The 20,446-nt window shown below is 72.3% G+C and carries 15 protein-coding genes and 1 riboswitch; of the genes, 5 read left to right on the forward strand and 10 right to left on the reverse strand.

What is annotated here, in order from left to right; genetic code table 11:
- Positions 1–72: 72 nt before the first annotated feature.
- The 3 genes from ABT070_RS10255 to fahA all read right to left on the reverse strand — a co-directional run bounded on the left by ABT070_RS10255 (position 73) and on the right by fahA (position 3,524).
- On the reverse strand, positions 73–861 hold the full coding sequence (locus tag ABT070_RS10255; RefSeq protein ID WP_351757486.1) for a GntR family transcriptional regulator: 789 nt from the start codon (positions 859–861) through the stop codon (positions 73–75).
- A gap of 136 nt (positions 862–997) precedes the next feature.
- Entirely contained in the window at positions 998–1,936 is a 939-nt protein-coding gene (locus tag ABT070_RS10260) for a M56 family metallopeptidase (RefSeq protein ID WP_351757489.1), read from the reverse strand.
- A 376-nt stretch (positions 1,937–2,312) separates the two neighbouring features.
- Entirely contained in the window at positions 2,313–3,524 is a 1,212-nt protein-coding gene (gene fahA / locus ABT070_RS10265; RefSeq protein ID WP_351757492.1) for a fumarylacetoacetase, read from the reverse strand.
- Positions 3,525–3,825: 301 nt separating this feature from the next.
- Between fahA and ABT070_RS10270 the strand changes: the two genes are divergently transcribed.
- Both ABT070_RS10270 and ABT070_RS10275 read left to right on the forward strand, forming a co-directional pair.
- Positions 3,826–5,061, forward strand: coding sequence for a DegT/DnrJ/EryC1/StrS family aminotransferase (locus ABT070_RS10270; protein ID WP_351757495.1), 1,236 nt, complete (start codon positions 3,826–3,828; stop codon positions 5,059–5,061).
- Complete coding sequence (locus ABT070_RS10275; protein ID WP_351757498.1) at positions 5,054–7,486, forward strand: lipopolysaccharide biosynthesis protein; 2,433 nt, start codon at positions 5,054–5,056, stop codon at positions 7,484–7,486. Before ABT070_RS10270 ends, ABT070_RS10275 begins: the two co-directional genes overlap by 8 nt.
- Here the strand turns inward: ABT070_RS10275 and ABT070_RS10280 are convergent.
- From ABT070_RS10280 to ABT070_RS10305, 6 genes are all read right to left on the reverse strand, one after another.
- Positions 7,407–8,813 (reverse strand): glycoside hydrolase family 26 protein, encoded by a 1,407-nt coding sequence (locus ABT070_RS10280; RefSeq protein ID WP_351757501.1) that lies wholly within the window; start codon positions 8,811–8,813, stop codon positions 7,407–7,409. The two genes, ABT070_RS10275 and ABT070_RS10280, sit on opposite strands and share 80 nt — an antisense overlap.
- Before the next feature lie 179 nt (positions 8,814–8,992).
- A complete protein-coding gene (locus ABT070_RS10285) occupies positions 8,993–9,652 on the reverse strand; it encodes a hypothetical protein (RefSeq protein WP_351757504.1) in 660 nt (219 codons plus the stop codon).
- A 20-nt stretch (positions 9,653–9,672) separates the two neighbouring features.
- The gene (locus ABT070_RS10290) at positions 9,673–11,595 is read right to left on the reverse strand and encodes a hypothetical protein (protein ID WP_351757507.1); all 1,923 of its coding nucleotides are present in this window, start codon (positions 11,593–11,595) and stop codon (positions 9,673–9,675) included.
- Positions 11,596–11,667: 72 nt separating this feature from the next.
- On the reverse strand, positions 11,668–12,423 hold the full coding sequence (locus ABT070_RS10295; RefSeq protein ID WP_351758527.1) for a polysaccharide deacetylase family protein: 756 nt from the start codon (positions 12,421–12,423) through the stop codon (positions 11,668–11,670).
- 86 nt (positions 12,424–12,509) lie between these two features.
- On the reverse strand, positions 12,510–13,706 hold the full coding sequence (locus tag ABT070_RS10300; protein ID WP_451101760.1) for a glycosyltransferase family 2 protein: 1,197 nt from the start codon (positions 13,704–13,706) through the stop codon (positions 12,510–12,512).
- Between the two features lie 559 nt (positions 13,707–14,265).
- Positions 14,266–15,330, reverse strand: a complete 1,065-nt coding sequence (locus tag ABT070_RS10305) for a GNAT family N-acetyltransferase (protein WP_351757510.1) — start codon at positions 15,328–15,330, stop codon at positions 14,266–14,268.
- Between the two features lie 291 nt (positions 15,331–15,621).
- Between ABT070_RS10305 and ABT070_RS10310 the strand changes: the two genes are divergently transcribed.
- Positions 15,622–16,446 (forward strand): HAD family hydrolase, encoded by an 825-nt coding sequence (locus ABT070_RS10310; RefSeq protein WP_351757513.1) that lies wholly within the window; start codon positions 15,622–15,624, stop codon positions 16,444–16,446.
- Positions 16,447–16,548: 102 nt separating this feature from the next.
- Here the strand turns inward: ABT070_RS10310 and ABT070_RS10315 are convergent, their stop codons facing one another.
- Complete coding sequence (locus ABT070_RS10315) at positions 16,549–17,022, reverse strand: transglycosylase SLT domain-containing protein (protein WP_351757516.1); 474 nt, start codon at positions 17,020–17,022, stop codon at positions 16,549–16,551.
- Positions 17,023–17,025: 3 nt separating this feature from the next.
- Positions 17,026–17,254: riboswitch (cyclic di-AMP (ydaO/yuaA leader) on the reverse strand.
- A 633-nt stretch (positions 17,255–17,887) separates the two neighbouring features.
- On the opposite strand from ABT070_RS10315, the gene ABT070_RS10320 reads away from it, so the two are divergent.
- Both ABT070_RS10320 and ABT070_RS10325 read left to right on the forward strand, forming a co-directional pair.
- Entirely contained in the window at positions 17,888–18,898 is a 1,011-nt protein-coding gene (locus tag ABT070_RS10320; protein ID WP_351757518.1) for a polyprenyl synthetase family protein, read from the forward strand.
- 226 nt (positions 18,899–19,124) lie between these two features.
- The gene (locus ABT070_RS10325; RefSeq protein WP_351757521.1) at positions 19,125–20,414 is read left to right on the forward strand and encodes a LolA family protein; all 1,290 of its coding nucleotides are present in this window, start codon (positions 19,125–19,127) and stop codon (positions 20,412–20,414) included.
- The last annotated feature ends 32 nt before the right edge of the window (positions 20,415–20,446 follow it).

The following is a 20,446-nucleotide window of genomic DNA, read 5'->3' on the forward strand; positions in this document are numbered from 1 at the left end:
GAACGATCAGGGGTTGAGGGCGAAGAAGGGGGACGGAAGCGATGCCGACGGAAGCGATGCCGACGGGAGGAATCAGAGGGAGCGGTGCAGCAGGCCGCTCATCGAGATGCGGTCTCCGCGGAAGCGGATGAACTCCAGGTCCACCGGGCGGCCGTCGGCGAGGTGGGTGAGGCGTTCGAGCATCAGGACGGCCGCGCCACGCGGTGCCTCCAGTACGGCGGCGGAGTGGGCGTCCGCGGTCACCGCCTCCAGGGTGATCTCGGCGTGGCCGAGGCGCTGCCCGGTGACGGCCTCCAGGAGCCGGAAGACGTCGGTGTTCTCCAGGTCGGCGCCGAGCAGGGCGGTGCCGATGTCGAGCGGGATGTAGGTGAGGTCGAGAGAGAGGGGGAGGCCACCCAGACGGCGCAGGCGTTCGATGTAGAGCACGTCGGTGCCGGGCGGGACGTGGAGGCGGTCGGCCACCGGGGCGGGCGCGGCGACGGGGCCCATCGTGCGGACCTCGTTGGTGACGTGGCCGTGCTCGTGCAGGGTTTCCGCGAGGCCCATCAGGCGGTCCAGGCCGTGCGGGTACTTCTGCGCCACGACGACCGTGCCGACGCCGGGCAGGCGCTCCACCAGTCCCTCCGCCCGAAGGAGGTCGAGGGCCTGGCGGACGGTGTTGCGGGAGGCGCGGTAGTCACCGGCGAGGGTCGACTCGTGGGGGAGCGTGCCGTCCGGGAAGCCGTCGGAGAGCAGCTGGCGGCGCAGGAGGTCCGCGAGCTGTCGGGCCTGGTCCGCGCGCAGCCGACGACGCGCACGGTGGGCGGCGACGGTGGTCGCGCCCTGGCCGGCGTGGTCTCGGATGCGGTCGGTGGGTGGCATGTTTCGAACCATAGCGAGCCGGTAGGAAAAGCAGTGTTGCCGGAGTGTTGCGCCACCTGCGGGAGCGTCAGGGAAGGCGCTGACCTGGGAGAACAGGACCGGCGTACACAAGATCTGCCAGGTCGCGACAAGGCCGTCAGGACAACGCCGTCAGTCCCGGGGCGAAGGCGATCAGCAGGGGCAGCAGCGGCACCAGCGTGGCCGCCGTCGTCGTCAGCGCCCGCTGCCGGCGGAGCAGGCGCGGGGGCGGCTGGAGCAGGCGGTCGACCCGCTCGCCGAGGAGACGGTTGCTCGAGGCGCAGGACAGGACGCCCCGGTGCTGGTTCAGCTCGATCAGGGCCAGCGCGGTGGTCAGGTGACCGCAGCGGCGGGACGCCGTGTCGTCGGCGGCGAGTTCGACCAGGCGATGGGTCTGGTCGCAGAAGTGGGAGAAGAGCGGAATGCGGGGGAAGCCGGTGGCGAGGGCGGTCGACAGGTGGAGCAGCCAGTCATGGTGGGCGCGGGCATGGCCGCGCTCATGGGTGAGGACGGCGTCCAGCTGGTGGGAGGTGAGGCGGTGCAGGGCGCCGGTCGTCACGATCAACTGGGGTGGGCTGCCGGGCATCCACCAGGCGTCGGGGTACTCGTCCTCCAGTACCAGCAGCGGGCCCCGGGCGGACGGCAGGCCGGCGGGCAGGTCGGGGGCGCGCTCACGCAGGTGGGCCCTGGCCCGGCCGCGGCGCCGGCGGGCCTCGACGAGTTCACGGGCCAGCATCGCGGTGGTCCAGGCGGCCCCGCAGGCCAGCAGCAGGGTCAGGGTCGCGGCCCACAAGGGGGCGGCGGAGAGGTCGTACGCCTCGGAGACCCCGGGTGGCGCGGGGGCGAAGACCCGGGCGCGGACGGTGTGGAACACGGCGGCGGCGCCCAGGGTCAGGGCGGTCAGGCAGCACAGCAGGACCGTGGCGACCAGGCACTGCCACACCCACAGTCCGATCACGGGCTCGCGCTCGGGCCAGGCGGACCGGGTGAGCGCGCGCGGAGCCGGCACGGCGGCGGACAGGGCGACGACGCTCAGCAGGAGCAGGCAGAGGGTCATGCCATGGGCTCCGGATCCTGGTCGGGAAGGGGGCGTGGGCCACATGCGCGCGGAGTGCGTACGGCGTACCCGCGTGCGTGCGGCCTGCCATGGGCGGCGGGCTCGGCACGAGAACCGTGCCCGCCGCCAGTATGACGGCGGTTGCTCCGGGAGTCAGCCCACGACGAGGCCCCGATTCAGCCCCGGCCGCCCCCGCTCGGCGGCCCCACCACTACCAGCCACCCCGCCGCCGGCATCGGTGCAGGATCCGCCGCCGGCACCGGTGCCGGACCCGCAGTCGGCAGGTGCGCCGGCTTCGGCCCCGCCGCCGGCTCGGTCACGGACTGCGGCACCGGAACCGCCGTCCGCCGCGACCTCCGGCCCGTCACCGGGGGCTTCACCCGGCGAGCACCTGTCCGCTCACCTCTCCCAGGCCCACTCGCGTCCCGCCGGGGCCGGGGGCCCACGCCGACAGGGTCACCACGTCGCCGTCCTCCAGGAAGGTGCGCTTGCCGTCGGGGAGCTCCAGCGGGTCACGGCCGTTCCAGGTCAGTTCCAGCAGGGAGCCGCGCTCGTGCGGGTGGGGGCCGCTCACCGTGCCCGAGCCATACAGGTCGCCCGTGCGCAGGGAGGCGCCGTTGACCGTGAGGTGGGCGAGTTGCTGGGCGGCCGTCCAGTACATGGTGGCGAAGGGCGGATCGGAGACCACGTGACCGTTGAGCGCGACGGAGATGCGCAGGTCGTAACCGCCGGGTTCGGCCGCCGCGTCGTCCAGGTAGGGGAGGAGGGGGTGGGTCCGCTCCGGGGGCGTCACCCGCGCGTCCTCCAGGGCCTCCAGCGGGGTGATCCACGCCGACACCGACGTGGCGAACGACTTGGCGAGGAACGGGCCGAGAGGGACGTACTCCCAGGCCTGGAGGTCGCGGGCGGACCAGTCGTTGAGCAGGCACAGACCGAAGACGTGCTCGCGGAAGTCGGTCAGCGCGACCGGGCTGCCCTGCCGCGAGGGCACGCCGACGACGAAACCGACCTCGGCCTCGATGTCGAGCCGTACGGAAGGGCCGAAGACGGGCGCCGGGTCGGCGGGCGCCTTGCGCTGGCCCGACGGGCGGACGACGTCCGTACCGGAGACCACGACCGTGCCGGCCCGGCCGTGGTAGCCGATCGGCAGGTGCTTCCAGTTGGGCAGGAGGACGTCCCCGGCGTCCGGGCGGAAGATCGCTCCCGCGTTCCGGGCGTGGTGCTCGGACGAGTAGAAGTCGACGTAGTCGGCGACCTGGAAGGGAAGGTGCAGGCTCACGCCGGAAAGAGGATGGAAGAGCGGTTCGACGGTGGGCCGGTGGGCGGGGTCGGTCACCCACTCCGTCAGGGCGCGGCGCACCTGCGACCAGGTCGTGCGTCCCGCCGCGAGCAGCGGGTCGAGCGTCGGCGAGGCGAGCAGGCCGGCGTGTGGCGAACCGAGCGCGCGGGCTGCCGCGCCCGCGTCGAGGACATGATCGCCGAGCCGGACGCCGACGGTCCGCTCCGTCGAGCCCGGCAGGGAGAAGACGCCGTACGGGAGGTTGTGCGGACCGAAGGGGTCGCCCTCGGGAAGGTCGAAGGGGGGCATCGGGTACTGCCTCTCTTTCGTGCGCTCTTTGGTGCTCGCCATGTCGGGCTCGCCGGACCCCGAGCGGGTGTCGCGCGGGTGCGCCGAGCCGCGCCACACGTTACGGCCGACGTCGCGGAAGTGACATGGGGGCCGGACCGGCGCGGCCCGTCGGCCGGCAGCTCTCCGCTACCGCTCACTCACTCGAAGTCGTCCACCGGCCGGTCCGCAATCTTGACGGAGCGGTGCGAAACGGGAGACTCTGGGCGGGTGCTGGAAGGCCTCGGGGAGGGGGCCTTCCCCTGGCACAACTGGGGGGCGGATGGCCATAGGGGAGGCCGGCCTCGGGTCGGCGCGGCGTGGCTCACGGCCGGAACGGCTGGAAGCGGCCATGCGCGACAGACTCGGCCGGGAATGCGTGTACGTGCCGTCGTGCAGATTCGGGCTGTACGTGGCCTTGCGCCACTGGTGCCCGCCCGGCGGACGGGTACTGATGTCGCCGGTCAACGACGACGTGATCTTCTTCGTCCTGCTCGCGGCCGGACTGCGGCCCGTGCAGGCGCCGTTGAACCCGCTGGACGCGTCGATCGACATCGATGCCGTGCCCGACGAGGTGTGGGGCTCGCTCTCCGGCGTCCTCACGACGAATCTGTACGGCAACCCGGACGACACGCCGCGCCTGCGGAGGAAGTGCGACGCGCTGGGCATCCCGTTGTTCGAGGACGGGGCGCACGCCATCGGCAGCGAGGTGGGCGGCAGACCGGTCGGCGCCTGGGGGGACGCCTCCGTCTTCAGCCTGTCCAAGCATGTCGGCGCCAAGGCCGGCGGATTCCTGGCCTGTGCCGACCCGGGACTGCGCGAGGCACTGGTGAAGACCTGCGAGGACCTGCTGCTGCCGGGACGGTTCACGGCCGAACTCGCCTACACCGTGCGGCCGTACGCGGAGGCGACCGTGCGGGGGCTCCGGTTGCGGCGGGCCGCCTGGGCCACGATGCGGCTGCTCAGGCTGATGGAACGGGAGGAGATCCGGATGCCGCTGCGGCCGGCCGAGCTGGCCCGCGCCGTCGAGGCGGCGCCGGACCTCACCGCGCACGACTCCTGGGTCCGCGTCGACATGCACGACTACCGATTGCGCTCAGGACCGCTGAGAGCGGGCCGCATCGGCCGCAGGCTCGACCGCCTGGACGAGGTGCTGGCGGCCTGCCGGGCAGGCACGGAGCTGCTTCTGGCCACGCCGTGGGCGCGGCCCGGAGCACCCCGCGCCGACCGGGTCCAACCCCTGTTCCGGGTACCCCTGTTCGTCGCCGATCGGGATACCGCGAGGGCGGCGCTCGCACGGCGGGGCCTCGTCGTCGGGTACCTCTATGACCCGCCTCTGGACGACTACGCGGGTGCCGCCTTCACCGACCCCTCGCCCGATCCCGCCGGGGCACGCTGGTTCGCCCGGCACGCGCTGCCCGTGGATCCGCTGCGGGCCCGGCAGGTCGTCGAGGTGCTCCAGGAGTCCGGCGTACGGCCGGCCGAGGCGCCGGGAGGGCTGGAACCGACCCGTGGCTGAGACGCAGGCCGAGATCCAGGTACCCGAGCCCTCGGCGCCGCCCGCAGGAAAGGACAAGGCCGACGCGGCGCCGGCCGACAGGACCCGCGGCTCCGCATCCCTGTTCAAGAACGCCTACTTCCTGATGCTCAGCACGGGCGTGTCCGCCGTGCTGGGCCTGGGCTTCTGGCTGGTGGCCGCGCGCTACTACTCGGAGGAGGCCGTCGGCCAGGGCTCGGCGGCGATCGCGGCGATGCGGCTGCTGGCCAGCATCACGGCGACGACGATGATCGGGGCCGTCGTCCGCTTCGTGCCGCGCGCCGGGCGGGCCACGGGCTCGCTGGCGTGGCGGGCGTACGCGGCCAGTTCGGTGGTCGTGGCCGTCGCGGCCTTCGTCTTCCTGCTCACCCTGGACCTGTGGGGCGCGACGTACGCGCCGCTCGGCACGACCGCCGCGGGGGCGACGTTCGTCGTCGCGTGCGTGGCGTGGGCGCTGCTCACGCTCCAGGACGGGGTGCTCACCGGTCTGCGCAGGTCGGGCTGGGTGCCCATCGGCAACGCGGTGTTCTCCGTCGGCAAGCTGATTCTGCTGGCCGTGTGCGCGACCGCGCTGCCGGTGCTCGGCATCTTCGTGTCCTGGGCCGTCGCGATCGCGTTCTCGACACTGCCCCTGGGCTGGCTGATCTTCCGCCGGCTGATCCCGCGCCAGGCCGCCGCCGACCGTGACCTGGAGCCTCCCCGGCTGCGCGAGATGGGCCGCTTCCTGGCCGGGGACTCGCTGGGCGCGCTCTTCAGCCTGGCGATGATCAACCTGCTGCCGGTGATGGTCGCGGTCCGCTTCAGCGCGGCGGAGAACGGCTACTTCTACGTGGCGTACACCGTCGGCGGCACGATGGAGTTCATGGCCATCAACATGGCCTCCTCCCTCACCGCGCACGCCTCGCACGATCCGCGCCAGCTCGCCGAGGGCGTGCGCGGGGCGCTGCGCCGGATGACGCTGCTGCTGGTGCCGGTGGTGCTGTTCCTGGTGGTGTTCGCTCCGCAGATCCTGCTGCCGTTCCACGAGGACTACGCCGAGCACGGCACCACCGTGCTGCGGCTGCTGGCCGCCGGGGCGCTGCCCCGGGTCGTGGTCGAGCTGTACATCGGGGTGCTGCGGGTGCAGGGCCGCACCGGCGTGCTCGCCGCGCTCCAGGGCGCCATGTGCACGCTGGTGCTGGGCAGCGCCGCCCTGCTGTTCGCCCCGACCGGGATCGCGGGCGCGGGCTGGGCGGTGCTGATCAGCATGACGCTGATCGCCGCCGTCTCCGCCGCCGGTCTGCGTTCCGCGCTGCGCCGCAACGACCGTCCGCCCGTAGGCCGGTCCGCTGCCGCCCCGGCCTACGGCACCCATTGGGCGCGGCTGAACGCCACCGCCGGGTACGGCACGAACTGGGCACGCCGGGCGGCTCACGAACGCGACGGCGTCGACGAGGACACGGTCGCCCTGTTCATAGGGCGCCCCGGGTACGAGCGTGAGGCGCTGCAAGCGGACACGCTTGCGTTGATAAGGCGGCCCCCGCACGAGCCCGAGGCCGTCAAGAGGAACACGCCGGAGGGGACCGGTCCCTCCCGACCTCCCGCGCCGCCTCGCCCCGCCCTTGGGCGTCCTCGGCCCCGTCAGTCCCTCGGGCCCCCTCGATCCCCCGGCCCCGGGAACCGGGAGCGGTGGGTCACGGGCGGACTGTGGGCCCTGCTCGGCGGGGCCACCGCGGTCTTCTGGACGGCACTGCGCGATCTGCCCTGGCTCGACGCCCTCGACGCCCTCGACGCCCTCGACGGCCCGGCCGAGGACGTGCCGACCGGACGTCAGCTGCTGGCGGCGCTGCCGCTCACGGCGCTCGTCGCCGGGGGCCTGCTGCTCGTGGTGTTCGTCGGTGCGGTGACGCTGCGCGCGGCGCGCGGCGCCCTGCTGCCGGGGGCCGCCCTGGGTTCGGTGCTGCTCGCCCTGTACGCCGTGCCCCTCGCCTTCGGCCGGGAGCCGTCACCGGTCGACGGGGCGCTGTACGCGAAGGCGGCCGGTTTCCTCGCGGAGGGGACAGGGCTCGACGGGCCCGGGCCGCTGCTGCGCTGGGCGCCGCCGACCGTGCAGCTGCTGTGTCTCCTGCCGCTGTGGCTGCTGCTCACGCGGGCGGATCGGTGGTTGACGTGGCCGGGGCGCTGGGGCGTCCTCTACCTCGTCGCGGTGGGCGGCTGGGTGTGGCGGCAGGAGCTCGCGCCGGCGGCCCTGCCCCTGTTCGTCGGCCTCACCGCCGCCGTCGCGGCCGCCACGTTCCTGCCGCTCGCCACCGGTGGCCGCGCGAAGGCCGGAAAGGCGCGGGGCGCGGTCAGCGGGGCGGCACGGGCTGGTGGAAGTAGCCGTTCCTGCCCGCCTCCCGGTAGCCCTCGAGACCCGGGCCCTCGTTGACGGTCAGATCACACACGGGCTTCTCGGAGGTCGGCCGGTTCCAGTGCACCAGAGCCTTCACCTCCGGCAGCTCCTTCACATCGGCGGGAATCCGGGTGTACCAGTCGCGCTGGCGCTGCGGGGCGTCGGCGTCGGGCGCGGTGGCGAACTCCGCGAGCATCACCGGCTTGTCGTCGCTGATGTTCGCGCGCAGCCACTCGTAGCTGGGCCGTTGGCTGCGCAGGAAGTCCTTCCAGTCCGTGGTGCCGTGGCACTGGTAGTAGTTGTACTGGTCCATGGCGATCCAGTCGACGTACTCGTCCCCGGGGTAGAGGGCCTTCATGTCGGCCGCGCTGCCGAGGTAGCCGGAGACGGTCCACACCCACACCACGTTGTCGGCGCCCAGTGCGCGGAACCGGTCGCGGACATGGCGGTACGCGGCGACGAACTCCTCCGGGGTGCCCGCGCCCTCCTTGATGCGGGCGTCGGTCTCCTGGTCGAAGGAGAGGAAGACGCGTTTCCCGTAGGCCTTGATACGCCGGATCTGCGGATCGAGGATCTCCTCGTCGAGCTTGCCGGAGGCGATGTTCTTCCAGCCGAGCTGGGTCTCCGTCCAGTTCTCGTGGTGCGGCTCGGTCCAGACGGTGGACTCCCAGGCCAGCATGAGCAGTCTGTCCTTGCCGAGTTCCTGTTCGTCGGGGGTGAGGAGCTCTCCGTCGAGCTTCGTGCCCGACATGTCGTGGTAGTTGTAGACGAGGTCCAGCTTGCGGCCGATCCTCTTCTCGAAACCGTGCACGGCGTCCTTGAGCGAGCCGTCCTCGGCGTACGGCACGGCGGCGCCCCACCAGGCGCCGCAGGGCGGGATCAGGGTGTCGGTGGGGGCGCAGGGGCCGGTGGGCAGTTCACCCGAGGCCGCGTTGTCGGGCAGGGCGTCGGCGGCGGAATCCGGGTCCGCGGAGCGGCCGGCCCAGATGCCGAGCCCGGCGAGCAGCGCGGCCACCGCCACCAACGCGACAGCCATATAGGCCCGCCTCGCACTCCTCAGGCCCCGCTCCCTCCCCGGGTCGCCCGCCGGGCCGCCGCCTGCGTGGTCCGCCGGACCGCTGCCCAGGTCGTCCGCCGGACCGCTCTCCGGTCCGTCCGTCGAGCGGCTCCCCGGGTCGCCCGCCGGGCCGCTCCCCGGGTCGCCCGCCGGGCCGCTGCCCGGGTCGCCCGCCGGGCCGCTGCCCGGTCCGTCCGGCGGGTCGCCGTCCGGCCCGTCCGTCGAGTCCCTGTCCGGCCCGTCCGTCAGGTCGCCCTCCGGGCCGCCTTCCGGGCCGCCCGCAGGGTCGCCCTCTGCGCCGCCCACAGGGTCGCCCCCCGGGCCGTTCCGTGAGTCGTGCCCCGAGCTGTGGGCCGAGCCGCCGTCTAAGCCGTCGCCCAACTCGTCTCCCAAGCCGTCCCCCATGTGGTTCTTCACGTTCCTCACCTCGTGCGGCTCGGCCGGCTCGGCCGGCTTGCGTGGGCCTCGCAGCCGATGCCGGCCCGTCATGTCTCACTGCCGCCGGAGGGCCGGCGCCTGACCTTGGCGCGCTCGACCGCGCCGCGCCGAGCGGCGGGCAGCGGCAGCCCCGGCAGGGCCGCGGTGACCGTGGTGAAGCAGGCGAGCGAGACCAGGAAGGCGGTCATCGAGAAGGCCTCCACCAGGAACAGCGAGGTGGCGGCGAGCACACCGAGGGAGAGGCTGATGGGCGCGGCGAGCGCGATGGCCTCCAGCCTGGCGCCGGAGGCCAGGCGACCCGGCTGCGGATACAGCGCCGCGCAGCCGGGACCGAACAGGACGAACAGCAGCACCGGGATCCAGCGCAGTGGAGAGGGGCCGGGTACGGCGGTGGCGGCCAGGGCCGGCCAGCCCGAGGCCCCGACGAGGACTCTCAGATGCGCCGAGGTGAACCCGATGCCCTTGGCCGCTTCGTCCTCGCCCATGACCTCGTGGCCCGTGCCCCCGTGGCCTGTGACCGCGGCGCTGCCCGCGCCCCCGTGGCCCGTGACCGCTGCGCTGCCCATGACTCGGTGGCCCGTGACCGTGGGGCTGCCCGTGACCTCGGGGTGCAGGTCCACGGTGCCCGGATCCTCGTGGCTCAGGTTTCCGTGGCCCCTGGGGGCGGTGTTCCCGTTGTCGATGTCCTCGGAGTCTGTGGTCGTCACTTCGATCACCTTGTGGTCATTCATCGGGTGGCCGGGCGGTACTCCAGGACAACGCCGTACGGATGGCTCTCGACGGTCCGGAAGAGGGGCGAGGCGGACAGCTTCGAACGCAGGGTCTCGAAGCCGCCGGGCGGCAGCAGGCCCTCGCCGGCGGCGTAGATGTCCTGGGTGCGGGTGAGGACGACGTACGCCCTAGCGCCGGGGGGGATCCCGTCCGCGAGGTAGCGGGCCGGGTCCTTCAGCATCTTCTCGTTCTCGGGCAGCGCCTGTTCGGCGAAGAACCAGTGCTCGAGGCGGTCGTAGTGGTGGAGTGCCTGCGGGAAGGAGCCGCTGGTGGCGAGGATCAGCGAGCCGTCGGGGGCGTTGTCGAGGGCCCGGGTGACCAGCGCGGTCTCCTCCGGAGGCGTGTAGAACATCTTCTCCTTGCCGTAGTACGACGGCAGGAAGCCGGCCAGCAGCACCAGCAGGACGGCAGGCAGGGCGATGGCCGCCGCCCTGCGCCGCAGCGTCTTCGCCCGGCTGCGGTGGGTTCCCGCAACGGCCGGCACGAGGGCCGCGGCGGCGAAGAAGGCCGCGCCGGGCAGGGCGAACAGATAGACCCGGAAGAGCATCTCGCCGCCGTAGTCGTTGACGGCGAACAGCGGTACCGGGGCGACGGACACCAGCAGCAGGGGGAGTGCGCTGCGGGTCAGCCGGCGCCGCAGCACGACCGCGGTCCCGGCGAGGACGGCGACCGCGAGCACCATCACCACGTTGGCGGTGCCCGCGAGTTCCGGCCCGGGCCCGGTGAGCTGTCCCGCGTAGCCCGCGCGGGAGTTCTCCGTCAGTTCGCCGATCGACTTCCTGACGGTGGAGAGCGTCTCGACGAACAGCGGCCGCCCCATGGTCAGGTCCCAGGTCAGCATCAGCAGCGCGGCGACGACCAGCAGCCCGTAGTTGCGGTAGCGGCGGGTGAGGCTCAGCGCGACCAGACAGATGGTGAGCATCACCGGGGTGAGCTGGTGCGTGGCGTTGACGGCGGCGATCAGCGGGGCCAGGATCACCACGCACACCGCGCGCTGCCCTCTCCCCGTGGGCGGCGGGACGGGCGCGGCCACCGGGTCGAGGAAGGTGCGGTCGCGCAGCCGTCCGGCGGATCCGGGCCGCACGAAGTGCCGCAGCACCACCGCGAGGACCGTCAGATGCAGCAGGTACGCGAGCGCCTGCGGGGCGAAGTAGTCCTGGCCCACCCAGTTGGCGAGCTGGAAGATCCACACGGCGGTCCAGATCAGCCGCCAGTCCTCGCAGAAGGTGCGGTAGATCAGGACCAGCACCGGCATCATGAGCAGGCCGACGACGATCGGCGCCCAGTTGGCGTACGCGGCGGCGCTCTCCACGCCGAAGGCGCGCACCAGGCCCGCGTCGAGGGTGAAGAAGCCCGGCCACTGGTCGTACGCGGACATGTTGCCCGACAGGGCCGCGCCCGGTCGCAGCTCACCGTTGGCGAGCAGCGTGTCGACGACGGCGTCGTGCTTGGACGCCCACGGGTAGCGCACCGCGTCGTACAGCACCGCCGGTGGCGCCTTCAGCGCGAGGAGCAGCGCGGCACAGTGCGCGGCCGGCCACCAGGGCGCGGTGCCAGCGCGCCGCAGACTGAGAATGAAGCCCGCGGTGAGCACCAGCAACGACAGGTAGTAGGCGACCGGCAGCCGGTCCAGCAGGCCGTAGTCGCCCATCTCGCGGAAACCGATGCGGGGCAGCGCGTACACCCAGAGCCCGGCGGCGAGCAGCAGCGTCAGCAGACCGGCGTCCGGTGGGCGAAGCGGGATCCGACGGGGTCTGCGGGCGCCGCCGGCGGTCGGGCCCGGACTGCCCGGACCAACGGGACTGCCGGGTCCGGTGGAGAGGTCAGGGGTGGGCAGCTCGCTGCTCTCGGTGCTCGGTACGGGAACGTGTTGCCGCACTCCAGGCTCCCCTCCCTCAAATCAACTATAGGAATTTTCTCTTCTTTTCACACCAAAATCGTCGAACTCGGCTCAACCCGCGAACACCGGCCCCTGTACGAGGGCACGGGCGCGGCGGTACCAGCGCCAGCCGACCGTCTTCGGCCCGTCGCGGTACGGGGCGACCCGGGCGCCGGATCCCGCCAGCCAGCCCCGGACGTCGGCGACGGTGTGACCGCGGCGCACGATGAGCCGGGCGATGCGGTAGTGCTCGTCGCGGTCCGAACTGAGCGCGTGCCGCACGGCGGTGGCCGTCTCGTAGCCCGCGGCCGCCGCCGTCCGCCGTACCCGCCCGCTGTTGTAGCCGTGCGGGTACGCGAGATGACGGACCTGGTGACCGAGGGCGTCCTCCAACACCGAGCGGGAAACCCGCAGTTCGTGCGCGAGCGCCCGGGGTGCGAGGGTGTCCAGCTGGGCGTGGGTGACGGTGTGGCTGCCGATCTCCACGCCGTACCGCTCGAGTTGGGCCGCCTGCTCCAGCGTCATCATCGGCGCGGGCGGCAACAGGCTGCGCCCGCCGCGGGTGATCGCTCCGGTGGTGAGATAGGCGGTGGCGGACAGCCCGCGCCCGGCCAGCGCCTCGGCGGTGGCACCGGGCAGATCGGCGAAGCCGTCGTCGAAGGTGAGCAGCACCGGCCGGGGCGGCAGCGGTGTCCGCCCCGCGAGGTGGTCGGCGAGCGCGCTGATCGTGACGGGCGTCCGGCCGCTGTCCACGACGGCGTCCAGATGCTCGCCGAACTGCTTCGGGCTGACGGTGAACTCGGCGATCCAGTCGGGCGGTTCCTCCATCACGGCGTGGTACAGGAACACCGGGACAATGCCGTCGGCGTCGTTGTCGCCGCCGCCTTCTCCGCCGGCTCTGTGCGCGGACGTCGTCATCGCGCGGCACCTCGCAGCGCGCGCCGGGCCCGCAGATAGCCCACCGGCCCGTAGAGCATGCCGCGCCGCTGGAGCCGGGAGAGCCGGGCGGGCCAGGCGTGGGTCCGGGCGTCGTGACCGCCGGGCGCGCCGTCCGCCGCGGGCTCCGCCTCCCGGCTCGCCGTCAGCGACCGCGCGTGGGCGAGCCCCCGGGGCAGCCGGGCCAGGAAGGCCGGCAGCAGGGCGGGCCGGTTGACGAGGATCGCCGTGAGGTAGGCGGTGAGGCCGGCGCCGTAGCCGTACGCCTGGGTCTCCAGGTCCCGCCAGGTCTCCCGGTGGTGGTGCCAGACCAGGGCCAGCGGCGTGTAGTGCAGCCGGTGGCCCGCGGCGAGGATCCGGACGAACCCGTAGAGGTCGTCGCCGCCTCGCGCGAGCGTCCCCGCGCCGGTCGCCGGGTCGAAGCCGCCGACCGCCCGCAGCGCCTCCGTACGGAAGGCCATGTTGGCGCCGGAGCCGAAACGGCCCGCGGTGAACGGGAACAGCGGCTCGTCGGCGGGCGGATCCTGCGGGTCGTACGTGCGGGCCGTGAAGCCCTTGGCGAAGCCGCCGTGACTCTCCAGGAGGACCTGGGCGGGGGTCCGCAGCCGGGCCGGCAGGATCAGACCGGTGGCGCAGCCGAGGCCCGGGTCGGCGATGAACGGCGCGGTGAGTTCCGTGAGCCAGCGCGGGTCCGCCACCACGTCGTCGTCGGTGAAGGCGATCACCTCGCCGCGGGCGGTCTCGACACCCTTGTTGTGCGCGACGGCGAGACCGGGCGCCGGTTCGGTGACGTACCGCACGCGCTCGGCGTACTTGAGCTCGACGAGGTCCCGGGTGGCGTCCGTCACGGGCGCGTTGTCGACGACGACGATCTCGAAGTCCGGGTGGTCCTGGGCGAGCAGCGAGTCGAGGGCATGAGCGAGCTTCCCGGCACGCTCACGGGTGGCGACGACGACGGTCGTGAACGGGACGGCCGCGAACGGGACGGTGGTGAGCCCGACGCGGACGGTCGGGCCCGCGCCGGTCGGGCCCGCGCCGGTCAGGTCGGTCCCGGTCGGGTCGGTCTCGGTCGGGTCGGCGACAGCCGGGCGCGCGCCGGTCGCGTCGGTGCCGGTCGGGGCCGAGACGGTCGAGTCCGTACCGGTCGGGCTGGTGTCGGTCGGGCCCGCGCCGATCGGGTCGGTCCCGGTCGGCGCGGCGGCAGTTGGGGCCGAGGCGGTGGAGCCCGTGCCGGTCGGGCCCGCGCCTGTCGGGGCGGCGGCAGCCGGGGCCGTGCCGGTCGGGATGGTGTCGATCGAATCGGCGGCGGCCGGGACGCCGGCGGGCGAGACGGCGGCGGACGAGGCGACAGCCGTCGGAACGATGGCGGTCGGGGTGGGCTCCTGTGCGGTCGGGGCGGGCTCCTGCGTGGGCCCCGGGGAAGGCAGCCCGGATGCCGGGTGGGGTGTGGCCAGGCCCAGAAGGACGGTCTTCGGGTCCGCGTCCGCCGGTACCGATCCGAGCAGCGTCCCGATCGGCCGCCCACCCCGCCTGACCAGCACGAACACCTCACCGTGCGTGACGGGCGGATTTCCCGGCGCCGGTCCGAGGACACCCCCGTCGTCCAGTTCGAGCTCGGCGACCTGCACCGGTTCGATGTCCAGGAACCTCTGTATCTCCTGCTGTGCACGTGCTGCGCGGTACATGAACCCCCCTTGTCTCACGCCCGTCGCACCGGCCGGTCGGCGCCGCCCGTCACGATCGGCGCAGTCGGCCCGCGCTCTTCAAGGTCCGTGCGGCCGCCGCGGCGAGCCTCGGCCGGTTGCGCACGAAGTGATGCGCCCGCCGGGACGGCTCACGGCTGAGCCAGTAGAGCGCGGCGCCCACCCCCGGACGCGACCACGCTCCCTCGTACACGGGCAGCTCCCCGGTCTTCAGCGAGTCCTTGTACTCGGCCGCGCCCCGCCCCAGGTCGAGCAGCCCGATGCCCTCGGCGGCGGCCGACTCGGCCATCCGCAGATGCAGCACCAAGCCGGGCGAGTACTTCGCGAACTCCGGTGCGTACGAAGGGAACCAGCAGGCCAGGACGGTCGATGAACGCAGTCCGAAGTGCGCGGCGACCGGTCGGCCGCCGGCGTACAGGACGGAGAGCGTGCCGGAGCACTCGGGCGCGCGCGTCGCGGAGAGCGCGTCCACGAGCCGGGTGATCCACTCCTGCGCGAACCGGTCCCGGCGGCCGGTCCTGCGGTACTGCGCGGACTTCCACGCCATGAGCGTGCGCAGTGCGGCCGGATCGCGTTCGTCGAACACGAACCGCAGCTCCCCGGCCTGCCGCCCGAGCTTGCGCTCCTTGGCCAGAGTCGTCTTCAGGAACTTCGGCGACTGGGCGCGCAGTACGGACTCGTAGGTCTCGTAACCCTTTTCGACATCGATGACATAGGAGGCGTACTCCTCGGCCGCGTGCGGGGTGAACAGCCCTTGCTCCGCCTCCAGGTTGTCGAAGGCGAAGCTCGACAGGGCACACGCCCGCATCAGTTCGTCGGCGTTCAGCCCGAGACCCGGGGCCAGCACCGCGCCCTGCGCGTCCGAGACGCCGTACGCGAGGGCCTGGCCCTGTCCGAGCAGGCCCCGTTCGTGGGGCAGGAAGCCGACCGGCTCACGCCCCTCGTACACCACCGCCACCCGCGAGCGTGGCTGTACCAGGCCCACGGCGTCGGTGAACTCCGGTTCCATGAAGGGGTTTCGCGGAAGCGCCGACATGGCACGCAGCGCGCGCCACCGCTCCCTCTCCCCCTCGCCGAGGTCCTGCGGCCTCAGCACACGAATGCGCCCACTGCTCAACCTGACCCCCCGATCAAGTCCCCCCTGGACACCTGGACGGTACCGCTCCACCCGGGCGTCGCGGTAGGTAGCCTCCCATCTTGTTGCCAACCGGTGCAGAGGCCTTTAACCGTCCGCAACCCGGCGATGTGCCAGAAAGCCGTTTCATTGAGTCGGTCGGCAGCCAGTCCTGAGCCAGGCGCACAAGGGGAGTTGGCAGAACAGGACAGGACATGAACGTCGTCCGGTTCGCGTCGAACCCGGGGGCCCCGGGATCCGTATTCTCTGATCATGGCCGCACCCACCGCATATGCCGCGCGCACCGCGTACTCCCTCATCGCCACCGATCTGGACGGAACGCTGCTCCGCGGCGACGACACCTTCTCCGACCGGTCGCTCGACGCGCTCGCGCGGGTGGCGGCCGCCGGCGCACGTCACCTGGTGGTGACGGGGCGGCCCGCGCCCCGGGTGCGCCCACTGCTCGACCGGCTGCACAGCAGGGGGCTCGCGGTGTGCGGGCAGGGCGCGCAGTTGTACGACGCCGGCGCGGACCGTCTGCTGTGGTCGGTCACCCTGGACCGGGAGCTGGCCGAGACGGCGCTCGGCAAGATCGAGGCGGAGGTCGGGCAGCTGTACGCGGCCGTCGACCAGGACGGTGTCGACGGGCTGACGCTCATCGAACCGGGTTACCGGATGCCGCACCCGACGCTGCCCGCCCTGCGCGTCGGCCGGCGCGACGACCTGTGGTGCGAGCCGATCAGCAAGGTGCTGCTGCGCCATCCCACGCTGTCCGACGACGAGTTGGCGTCGACGGCCCGCACGGTGGTCGGGTCGCTGGCCACGGTCACCATGTCCGGGCCGGGCACGGTCGAGCTCCAGCCCTGCGGGATCACCAAGGCGACGGGTCTGGCCCTGGCCGCCGAGCACCTGGGGATGCGGCCCGAGGACACCATCGCGTTCGGGGACATGCCCAACGACATCCCGATGTTCGACTGGGCGGCTCGCGGTGTCGCCATGGCCAACGCCCATCCGGAACTCAAGGCGGTGGCCGACGAGGTGACGACGTCGAACGAGGACGACGGCGTGGCCGTCGTCCTCGAACAACTGTTTCCGTAACCGGCTACCGGCTACCGGCTACCGGTCGCCGGTAGCGGCTGCCGGTCACCGGCACCGGCACCGGCGCCGGTGATCATCGGCGACACCGGCCGGGCGGGACGGTCAGTACGCGCCGAACACGTTGTCGATCGAGCCGTAGCGCGCGGCCGCGTAGTTGCAGGCGGCGGTGATGTTCGCGACCGGGTCGTACGAGTCCCACGACGTGCCGTTGACGTGGTAGGAGCGGAAGGTCGGGTCGATGACCTGGAGCAGCCCCTTGGACGGGATGCCCGCGGCCGCGTTGGAGTCCCAGAGGTTGATGGCGTTGGGGTTGCCGGAGGACTCGCGGATGACGTTGCGGTAGATGCCGTTGTACGTCCCCGGGATGCCGTGCTGCCCCATGACCTGCAGGGAGGCACGGATCCAGCCGTCGAGGTTGTTGGCGTAGCCGAGGCTGGTGGCCGTGGAGACGGCCGGAGTCGCGGCGGAGGCGGTGGTCGCCCCGAGCACGGGGAGAGCGAGCACGGCCACGCCGGTGGCGGCGACGGCGAGCGTGCGGACGAGACGGTTGCGGCGCGGCTGAGCGGCAGCGGGCATGACGAATTTCCTCTCCGGCGCCTGCGAGGTGAGCTGTCGGGTTCGGGCGGGAGCTGCCCGGTCGCGTCCTGACGGTCGCGACTTGACCCCAAGCCGTACCGGCCTGTCCGAAATGTCTCGTATATCCAAGACATCCGGAAAATCCGTTTCGGCGACTTACCTGGTTCCCCCGCTCCTGCCGAGCGGTATCGATGGGTGTTCGGGCGGCGGCAGGATTCGGCGTTCCACCCGACAGGCCGGGAACGTATGCGAGAGCACATGTCCGAAACAAGTACCGGATTCACAGATCACCCCTATTGACCTTGGTCTGTGGCCTATGGGGTGCTTGATCCTTTGTGGGTGCAAACCTTCAACTTGCTTGCGGGGTGCGGAGAATCGGTGAACGGCGAGGTCGGACCGGATCTTGCCGGGGGGTGAGCCAAGTCACCAGCATTCACAAGAGCGGCGAATCGGGCATTAGCCCCAACTCATTGTTAAAGGACCGGCAATGGACCGGGGAGGGGAATCGCCCGCCGTCGCGTCCCCCGTTCCGGGGGGAAGGGCGAAGGGAATGCGTGATCGTCGTCACGTGGAGAGGGGGCGGACGGGCCCGCCGGTCCGACGGGAACCCCGGTCCGGGACATGAATCCCCGCTTCCCGGAAACTCTCTCCATGTCCGCTCATATGAGCTGATCGAAAACATATCGGGCGTGATCCGATAGTGCCTGGCCTGCGGGGCACCTCCCGGGCGAGTCCATTCGAGCCCGCGGGACGTGGGGGCTATCGGTGATCGAAACGTGACCGGATACGCTGACTTGAGTGATGGCAGAGACCTATCGACAAACCGCGTAATCGCCAGTAGACACCAGCAGACAGGAGACCCCTCGTGACCGTCGTCGGGCCGTTCGGGCTGAGCGTGCGGGACCAGGCTCTGGAAGCCGATGTCCAGGCCGGATTGGCGGCTGTCGAGGAAGGCTTGCTCGAGGCCACCAAGAGTGAGGTCCCGTTCATCACGGAGGCCGCCCAGCACCTCGTACGCGCGGGCGGGAAGCGGTTCCGGCCGCTGCTCGTGGTGCTCGCGTCGCAGTTCGGGGACCCGTACGCGCCGGGTGTCGTGCCGTCGGCCGTCGTGGTCGAGCTGACCCACCTGGCCACGCTGTACCACGACGACGTGATGGACGAGGCGGCCGTGCGGCGCGGGGTGTCCAGCGCCAACACCCGCTGGGGGAACTCCGTCGCCGTCCTCACGGGCGACTTCCTCTTCGCTCGCGCCTCCCACATCCTGGCCGACCTCGGGCCGGAGGCGGTGCGGGTCCAGGCGGAGGCGTTCGAGCGGCTGGTCACGGGCCAGATCCTGGAGACCGCGGGTCCGACGGACGGGCGGGACCCGGTCGACCACTACCTCGACGTGCTCGGCGGCAAGACGGGCTCGCTGGTGGCGGTGGCCTGCCGGTTCGGGGCGATGATGTCCGGCGCCGACGAGACGGTCGTCGACGTGCTCACGCAGTACGGCGAGCGGCTCGGCGTCGCCTTCCAGCTCGCGGACGACGTCCTGGACATCGCCTCCGACTCGCACGAGTCGGGCAAGACGCCGGGCACGGACCTGCGCGAGGGCGTTCCCACGCTGCCCGTGCTGCGGCTGCGGGAGCGGGCGGCGCGGCTGTCGCTGCCCGAGGACATCGCCCTGTGCGAGCTGCTGGACTCCGACCTGACCGACGACGCCCGGCACACCGAGGCCCTGGAAGCGCTCAGGGCCCACCCGGCGCTGGAGCAGGCCCGCCGGGACACCGTGCGGTACGCGAAGGAAGCGCGGTCCGCGCTGGCGCCGTTGCGGGAGTGCGACGCGAAGGCGGCGCTCATGGAACTCTGCGACGCGGTGGTCCACCGGGCGGGCTGACCCCGGCGACCCCTACGGGTCGGATGCCGGCTCGTCACCTCCGTGTCATACCGCAGGCGTATGTGGAGTTGAGCCCTCGGGCTGACGCTTCCCCGTGGCCGATTTGGTCAGATGGGAACCACGGAAAACACCACTCCTCACCGATTCGGGTGAGAATGGCGGCTTGGGGTGGGGACGTTCAAGCGCGAGATGACCAGCCGCCGCCGACGACGGAGGTAAGGCACACATGGCACCGAAGGCATCCGACGACACCATGACCGGCGGGGAGTCGACCGGCGGGGAAGCCGACGACCTGCGCCTCGGACGGCGCAAGGCCGCACGGTACATCGTCCCGGTCACCGTGATCGGTGTCGCGGCGGCGACGATCGGGCTGGTCCCGGCGCTCGCCGACTCCGGCGACCCCGACCTGCCGAAGATCACCGCACAGCAGCTCCTCGACAAGATCGCCGCCTCGGACGTACAGCAGCTGTCCGGAACGGTGAAGATCAGCACCGATCTCGGGCTGCCCGACCTCGGCGGACTGGAGAGCGGGCTCCTCTCGGGAGCCACCGGACAGGGCGGTGACGGCTCGTCCGCCGATCCGTCCACCAAGCTCACCGAACTCGCCGCCGGCACGCACACCCTGCGCGTCGCCACCGACGGCCCGGACCGGCAGAAGCTCTCGCTGCTGGAGAACGCCGCCGAGTACAGCGTCATCCACAACGGCAAGGACGTGTGGGGGTACGACAGCGCCTCCAACGAGGTCTACCACTCGACCGCCGGCGAGAGCTCCGGCAAGGGTTCCGGGAAGGCGGAGACCCCCGTCCCCGCCACGCCCGAGGAGCTCACCGAGGAGGCTCTGAAGGCGGTCGACGACACGACCTCCGTGACCGTCGACGGCACCGTCCAGGTCGCCGGGCGTGACGCCTACAAGCTGCTGGTCAAGCCGAAGCAGTCCGGTTCGACGGTCGGCGCGATCAGTGTGGCCGTGGACGCGAAGACGGGCCTGCCGCTGAAGTTCACGCTGACCCCGGCGAGCGGCGGCGCCGCCGTCGTGGACGCCGGCTTCACCCAGGTCAGCTTCGCCAAGCCCGCCGCGTCCACCTTCGACTTCACCGCCCCCAAGGGCGCGAAGGTCACGGAGGGCGACGAGGCCGGGAAGAGCGCCCCGGGGCGCTCCGAGAAGTCCGACGACCTCGCCAAGGACCTCGAAGGCATCGAGGGCATCGGAGGCATCGGAGGCATCGAGGGTGCCGAAGGTCCGGGGGGCCTCGACGGGCTCGACGTCCTCGGCGAGGGCTGGACGTCCGTGGCCGTCTTCGACACCGGCGGCGAGGGCGTTCCCTCGGGCGCGGAGGCCGGCGGCGACCTCGGCGGCTTCCTCGGCTCCTTCGGCGACAAGGTGACCGGCAAGTTCGGCTCCGGCACCGTCTTCTCCACCCGCCTGATCAACGCCCTGATGACGGACGACGGCAAGGTCTACGTCGGCGCTGTCACCAAGGACGCGCTGGTGAAGGCGGCGAACGCGGCGAAGTGAGCCGGCGAAGCGGGCCGGCGAAGTGAGCGGGT

This window comes from Streptomyces sp. NPDC002884 (genome assembly GCF_040295245.1).
Taxonomy (GTDB): Bacteria; Actinomycetota; Actinomycetes; order Streptomycetales; family Streptomycetaceae; genus Streptomyces.

What these genes read in the sequence shown, in the direction of transcription:
- ABT070_RS10255 (WP_351757486.1), bottom strand. Translation starts at nt 861, where the DNA reads ATGCCACCCACCGACCGCATCCGAGACCACGCCGGCCAGGGCGCGACC.
- ABT070_RS10260 (WP_351757489.1), bottom strand. Translation starts at nt 1,936, where the DNA reads ATGACCCTCTGCCTGCTCCTGCTGAGCGTCGTCGCCCTGTCCGCCGCC.
- fahA (WP_351757492.1), bottom strand. Translation starts at nt 3,524, where the DNA reads ATGCCCCCCTTCGACCTTCCCGAGGGCGACCCCTTCGGTCCGCACAAC.
- ABT070_RS10270 (WP_351757495.1), top strand. Translation starts at nt 3,826, where the DNA reads ATGGCCATAGGGGAGGCCGGCCTCGGGTCGGCGCGGCGTGGCTCACGG.
- ABT070_RS10295 (WP_351758527.1), bottom strand. Translation starts at nt 12,423, where the DNA reads ATGGAGGAACCGCCCGACTGGATCGCCGAGTTCACCGTCAGCCCGAAG.
- ABT070_RS10310 (WP_351757513.1), top strand. Translation starts at nt 15,622, where the DNA reads ATGGCCGCACCCACCGCATATGCCGCGCGCACCGCGTACTCCCTCATC.
- ABT070_RS10315 (WP_351757516.1), bottom strand. Translation starts at nt 17,022, where the DNA reads ATGCCCGCTGCCGCTCAGCCGCGCCGCAACCGTCTCGTCCGCACGCTC.
- ABT070_RS10325 (WP_351757521.1), top strand. Translation starts at nt 19,125, where the DNA reads ATGGCACCGAAGGCATCCGACGACACCATGACCGGCGGGGAGTCGACC.